A 6,262-nucleotide genomic window follows, 5' to 3' on the forward strand; every position below is an offset into this window, starting at 1 on the left:
CTGGAATATGCCCCCGGAGTACAGTATAAGACTTCAATATCTTGCCTGTGACTTGGGCGGGATGCGAAGCACCTTGTTCGCCCATTGCGCACCAGCCAAGTGGGATAGCAGCGCCCTTGGTTTCAGCACAATCATATACAGCTAGATAAGCAACTACAGGTTAAGGTGGACTGCTATAGCCATTGTCTTCCATTCAAGTAGAAAATACCTAGTCTAGAAGTTCTCGGGTTTGTTGCCGCACAGAGGTTACTCAATGAGTCTAAACAGATAACCGACATAAGCAAAGGTATTCACCTAGCAATATCCCTCAGTAATACTATTTTAACTTTATCTTGTGTTAAATTTTATTTTACCTACTTTTGAACAGAAATGTAATTAAATATCTGGTTTAATATTCTGATTATTAGGCATTTATTGTAGAGAATGATACTAATATATTTTTGTCTAATCTTTACTTTCTAACTGATCATGAGACAGGAGATTATGCGGGAGATTACTCCACTTACTCAGAACGACTGCTTTACACTTTTCTCACGAAAAAAGAAGAAGTTCGATTTCCCTTTGCATTATCATGAGGAGTTTGAGCTCAACCTGATCATCAATGCCAAGGGTGCAAAACGTATTGTGGGAGACCACATTGACCTGATTGACGACTTGGAACTGGTACTAGTTGGGCCGAATCTGTACCACGCATGGTTCACGCACAAGTGCGAGACAGAAGACATTCGTGAGCTGACCATTCAGTTTCACAAGGACTTGTTCGACGAGCGGTTTCTGCGTAAAAATCAACTTAGCTTTATCCGCACTTTATTCGAGAAATCACAGCGCGGTATTTTGTTTTCCCGCGAAACGATAGAGCGCCTGCTGCCACGCTTACTGCAACTAGAGCAGAAGAGCGGCTTCGATTCGGTATTAGAGCTTATGTCGTTGTTGCACGATCTTTCTACCTCGCGCAACATGCATACGCTTTCCAACTCAACTTCCAACAACGAGCAGCTTAACTACAATAGCCGACGTATTGAGAAGGTATTTGAGTACATGAATGACAACTACAGCCAACCCATCACACTTCTGGATGTAGCAAAGGTGGCAGACATGCCCGAGGCTTCCTTCAGCCGTTTTATCAAAAAACGAATTGGTAGCACGTTCGTCGACAGCTTAAACGAAATCAGGCTTGGCCACGCGTCACGTATGCTCATCGATACGACGCACAACGTGGCAGAAGTAGCATACAAGTGCGGCTTTCACAATATTTCCAACTTCAACCGCACGTTCAAGAAAAAGAAGGGTTGCACGCCTACTGAGTTTCGGGAGAACTATTCCGGCACTCGTATCTTTATTTAGTGCCGGGTAGGCGCCAGACTACGCAGCTAGATGTAGTTTTTCTGCCTGACACTCTTACTATCTCGGTACACCCGTGGTAGTTTCTTCATCGTGTCGAGAAAGCATTCGGGTTGAAGTATGAGAGGTTAGCAATGTTGAGGCAAAATCAACTTGATGGTACGCTGAACTTGATAATGACAAAGGCTTACCTGGCTGTACCCTTCCGTGTTGGACAAGCCAGTAAATGCTTTGTCCTGCGCACCAATTGCTCAGGCAAACGATGCTGAACTTGAGGCCTTTATCATGCACAGCTTGCGCATGAACGATGGCAATTTTCGTGTATTCGATTACCGGGGTAATCTGACTACTAGCACGGTGCTCATACTACTCAAGACCACCAGTTAGTTTCGCTTCACGAGCCACTCCTCCCCTTCCCGCCTGCTCTACGGCAAAGCCGTCCTGCAGGTACACCTGCTGCAGGTGCTGTTCGAACGTGTCAGCGCGTTTCTGGCGCTGCGCGTAGGGTCCGGGATTATCGTACATTTCCCGGACCTCACTCAACCGGAAGGCCACTTCCAGCTTTCGTTCCGTCGCTTTCGGTAACTCCTTTTTGGCGCCGGTTCGAGGCTTGCTGGCCAGGATATAGTCGTCCAGTAGATACTTTTCGACGAGGGCCTTATAAATCGCTCCGGCCGGTTTCTTGATCTTGCCTTTCTGGAACTGTCCCTCTACAATCTGCACGACGAAAGCAATGTAGCCCACGTCGTACTCATTGTTTTCCAGTTGGTGGGCAATGGTCGTGATGCTGCGCTGACTTACGCCGATTTGCGCCAAGGCCTCGGCCCATTCGGCCGCGCCTGGCAACGTCTTTTTTGTAGCAGATGCGGCCAGTTGCTGGAACAGGAACTTGATTCGGGCAACGGTTTTGCCCTCCCGCTCGAGTTCATAGGTGAAGGGAATGTCTGTAGCCGCAATCTCGCTCTGTGCTTTGTCCAGTATTCTAGCCTTGAAGTTGGAGAAGCGGGGGTACTCATTCTCTTCAATACCCAGCACGAAGCGCAGATCTTCCACGCTGATGGTACGCTTGCCGAAGTCGGCATACTCTTTCAGCAGCCAGTAGATGCGTAAGGACTGGGGGCTCTTGAGTTTAAGCACTTGTTGGATCTCCGCGGTAGTGAAGTTACCACTCTCACGTAGTTGCAGCAAGTAGGGCATAATCTTGGGGTTGAAGCTGGCCACTACGCCGCCCAAATCAGCTCGGTAGCCCGCTTCGGCCATCAGGGGGATGTACGTGTAGCTAGGCTTGCGGCGCCGCCTGCGGGTCTTCTCCTCCAGCTCTTCAATGTAGAGGGTGAACGAAGCAAGCCCTTTACACATCTCATCTACCTGCTCGTAGGCCGAACCACCGCGACGCTCAAACACGAGTTCATCTAAGGGGATGAAGTGTTCCTTAAAGTCAACATCCTCAAAATCAATGCGGGAGAGCAACGCGACGAACAGCCGCATCTGCAACGGTACAAAGCTGAAGCGGGCATTGATGAGTGCATTATGTTGGGCAACTCTTTTATCAGGAATGGGCTCCATGGGACGGCAACGTCTTTTTTGTAGCAGATAGGAAGGCGAAACGTCTTTTTTGTAGCAGAATCACGTCTATTGTGTAGCAGATCAACGTCTTTTTTGTAGCAGCAAACGTCTTTTTTGTAGCAGATACCCCTTATTATCGATTGTTAGTCAAGTAGATACAGCCCCTATAATACTCTTATAAGAGTAGTAATAAAAAAAAAGACTAGTTGTGCTTTTGAGTAACGTCTTTTTTGTAGCAGATAGAGTAAGCTGATATAGTATAAAAAAGTCCATTTCCGCTTCAAAAACGCAGATTTTTTTGCTTTTTTATACCTTAAGATCGGAGCTTTTTATTTTTCTGCAATAGTTTACGCAGATGCTCGTCGGGTAGACTCCGGTTGGCAGTTTCCAACTTGTCCAGTAGCTCGCTGACGACTTGCTCTATTTGCTGCCGGACGACAAAGCCCGGCTCCCAGTACTCCGCCTGCTTTAGGCGCAGATAGGTATTACGCCGCAGGTAGGTACTGAATTGGACCCATTCCAGCCCCGCATCTTCCGGCGCTGGAGCAGCAGCCGGAGCCGCCGGGGGTGTTGGTTCAGCGGCTGGCGCCGGGAGGCGAGCATCAGGGACGGTTACTTCGTCCATACCATACAGCGCGGACGTATCAATCGTGGGACGGGCCGTTTTGGCCGTGAAGTTGCGTTTGGGGGTAGTACTCATAGCCGGGCTAGCAGTTCGTCAGTGAGAGAGATGTAATCCAGCGCTCCGTTACTATCAGGAGCATACGTCAGAATGGTTTCCTGCATGGCTTGCGCTTCGCCCAGCTTGTTGTTCTGACGGATGCTCACGTTCATTACCAAGGGAGCCAGTTGTTCATCCTCATGAATGAGGTTAACATACTGATGATGCATTGAGGAGCGGTAGCTGGGGGAATACTTGGTGAAGAAGATGCCGCCCACTTTGAGTTTTTGATTGTAGTGCTTACGCACCCGGACGCAGGCCTGCAAGAGGGAGGTTAGCCCGTTGTAGCCGAAATACTCCGGCTGCATGGGGATGAACACGGCATCCGCCGCAATCAGGGCCGAGTAGGTAATCCCGCCCAGGGAGGGTGGGGTATCAATGAGGCAATAGTCGAACTGGTCCTCGACGGTCTCCAAGCCCTCCCGCAGGATGAACTCTAGCCCAGAGCTACCCGCCATCAGCTTCTCCACTAGCTGCAGCCGAGGGGAAGCGGCAATCAAGTGGATCCCCTCCCCTACTGGCTCCATCAACTCTGTGAGGGAAATCTTGCCGTCACTCTCGAGCAGTTCCCCCAAGTGCCGGTTACCCTTACGATCAAAAGACATTGTCAGGTTAGTTTGCGAATCACTATCGATCAGGAGCACGCGCTGTCCCCGACTAGCTAATACTTGGGCCACACTTAGGGTGGAAGTGGTTTTTCCGACCCCTCCTTTATGGTTGGCAAAACATATGGTCTTCATATCGACTAAGGCCGTTGGTTGGGTCAATATTACGCATTACATTCAATACATACTATACAATTATGATATGTACAAACTACATTACACGTATTGAATACAGCGTATTTTATGTGTGTACTACATGTAATACATACATAAAATATACTGTATGTATTACATGTAGTGAGTGGAATCGGTGTCGTATGCCTATCACTTTGGGTGTGTAAAGGATGTATTACATGTTTTACACATATTAAATGCTTGACATACTATACATACATTACATGTATTTTGAGGCTATGGATTTTATAATATTATGGGACAGAGGCTTAGCAACGTGCACGAACAAGTCTAATCAACCGACCAAGGCCTTGCAACCTGGGACAGGAGATTGAACCCACCTCCGCTCACGCGTACAACTTTGGCTATTCGAGGCTCCTTACCGTGGACTTAACGAGGTGGCCACCACAGATATGGAATCTAGGCGGATTATCAAGAGTTTGCCGACGGCATTCACTGGTACCCGTATGCTAATGAGGCTTTAGGCGGATATGACCGCTAGTGAACGGCGCATAAAGTGGCACGGGCGAGGTACAGCGGCTCAGCTGGTTGAGGCAGCAGATTAGACCAGGCAGCCAACACGAGCAAAAGCAAGCCGAAGGGTGAACGACCCGAATGGCTTTTTAAGTAGCTCAATAGGGGTAGACCACCCACCCTGGAGGAGAGGGTAGCACGGGCTCGGCGTAAGAAGAAACTCCTGTTCTCTAAGTTTCCAGGGTTTAGATCGATAAGACTAGGGGTAGGGGGGAGTAAGGCAAAATAGGAGGCAGGTACCCTATAGTTCCCAAGCCCCACTACCAAGAGCAGGGGCTGCCGCTTCTCGTAAATAATGTTCTCTACTAACGGCGTCAGGCTTGCCGCACTCGTCCCACTAGGAACATCCTGCTGTGTACTTCGTTTGGCTCAGGCAGACTTGGTGGGTCGAGGCCGGACCGGAGTTCTGTCGGTTATCCTTGATAGACCTTGGTGGGAAGGCATCCGGTGCAACTCCAGGTTTTGATAGTAAGGATGCCCGGAGATGACTTTCGTGGCCAGAATACCCGACGGAGGGTTAGCCAGTGGAATGATTGGTAGTCGAATTAAACACTTGGATTACCACAGAAAGCCATACCTTTTCATAGGTTCCGATAATCTTTACTTATCGGAACCTATCATTATCTTCGCCTTTCGAGCTCTTTTTGCCTCGCTACTCCTTATACTATAGGCTACATGAAAAGTGACGCGCAACTGGTAACGACTCCTCGGACCACCGACTCGCTCGCGAGCCTCTCGGAGCAGACCGCCCACTACGTCGAGGCCGGTCTGCAGGGGGCGCCTAATACGGCCCGGGCCTACGCCTCGGATCTGCGCCACTTCACCCACTGGTGCCAGGCCAACCGATTGGAGCCGGTGCCGGCTACGGTGGACACGCTGGCCGGCTACGTAACCTACCTAGCCGATGCGGGCAAGAAGGTGGCCACCATCCACCGCCACCTCTCGGCCATTGGTAAGGCCCACGTGCTACGCGGGCTCGACTACCCCTCGGACAACAAGCAGTTTCAGGTCCTACTCGATGGCATCCGCCGCGTGCACGGAGTCCGGCAGAAGCAAGCGCCTGCCTTCACCCTCGCCCAACTCAAGCGCCTGGTGCGCGCCATAGATACGAAGACGGTGGCTGGGTTACGGGACCGGGCCATCCTACTGCTCGGGTTTACGGGGGCCTTCCGGCGGTCCGAGCTCTCAGAGTTGACGGTGCAGCAGCTGCGCTTCACGGAGGATTGCCTCATTGTGTCGCTGGCCAAGAGCAAAACCAACCAGTTGGGCGAATATGAAGAAAAGGCAATCTTCTATCTCCCGAAGCCAAGGTGTGGTCCTA

At 50.2% G+C, this 6,262-nt stretch carries 6 protein-coding genes; 3 read left to right on the forward strand and 3 right to left on the reverse strand.

What is annotated here, in order from left to right; translation table 11 throughout:
* The first annotated feature begins 468 nt into the window (after positions 1-468).
* Entirely contained in the window at positions 469-1,344 is an 876-nt protein-coding gene (locus tag VI25_RS21390) for a helix-turn-helix domain-containing protein (RefSeq protein WP_045690812.1), read from the forward strand.
* 207 nt (positions 1,345-1,551) lie between these two features.
* A complete protein-coding gene (locus VI25_RS25390; protein WP_161807011.1) occupies positions 1,552-1,728 on the forward strand; it encodes a hypothetical protein in 177 nt (58 codons plus the stop codon).
* On the opposite strand, the gene VI25_RS21400 is transcribed toward VI25_RS25390, so the two are convergent.
* From VI25_RS21400 to VI25_RS21410, 3 genes are all read right to left on the reverse strand, one after another.
* The gene (locus VI25_RS21400; protein WP_055562858.1) at positions 1,708-2,907 is read right to left on the reverse strand and encodes a replication initiation protein; all 1,200 of its coding nucleotides are present in this window, start codon (positions 2,905-2,907) and stop codon (positions 1,708-1,710) included. The two genes, VI25_RS25390 and VI25_RS21400, sit on opposite strands and share 21 nt — an antisense overlap.
* A gap of 313 nt (positions 2,908-3,220) precedes the next feature.
* A complete protein-coding gene (locus tag VI25_RS21405) occupies positions 3,221-3,607 on the reverse strand; it encodes a hypothetical protein (RefSeq protein WP_055562859.1) in 387 nt (128 codons plus the stop codon).
* Positions 3,604-4,368 (reverse strand): ParA family protein, encoded by a 765-nt coding sequence (locus VI25_RS21410; RefSeq protein WP_045689760.1) that lies wholly within the window; start codon positions 4,366-4,368, stop codon positions 3,604-3,606. Before VI25_RS21410 ends, VI25_RS21405 begins: the two co-directional genes overlap by 4 nt.
* 1,248 nt (positions 4,369-5,616) lie before the next feature.
* On the opposite strand from VI25_RS21410, the gene VI25_RS21415 reads away from it, so the two are divergent.
* A partial coding sequence (locus VI25_RS21415; RefSeq protein WP_152981755.1) for a tyrosine-type recombinase/integrase occupies positions 5,617-6,262 on the forward strand: 646 nt, incomplete at its 3' end.

Source organism: Hymenobacter sp. AT01-02 (assembly GCF_000961955.2).
Classification (GTDB): domain Bacteria; phylum Bacteroidota; class Bacteroidia; order Cytophagales; family Hymenobacteraceae; genus Hymenobacter; species Hymenobacter mucosus.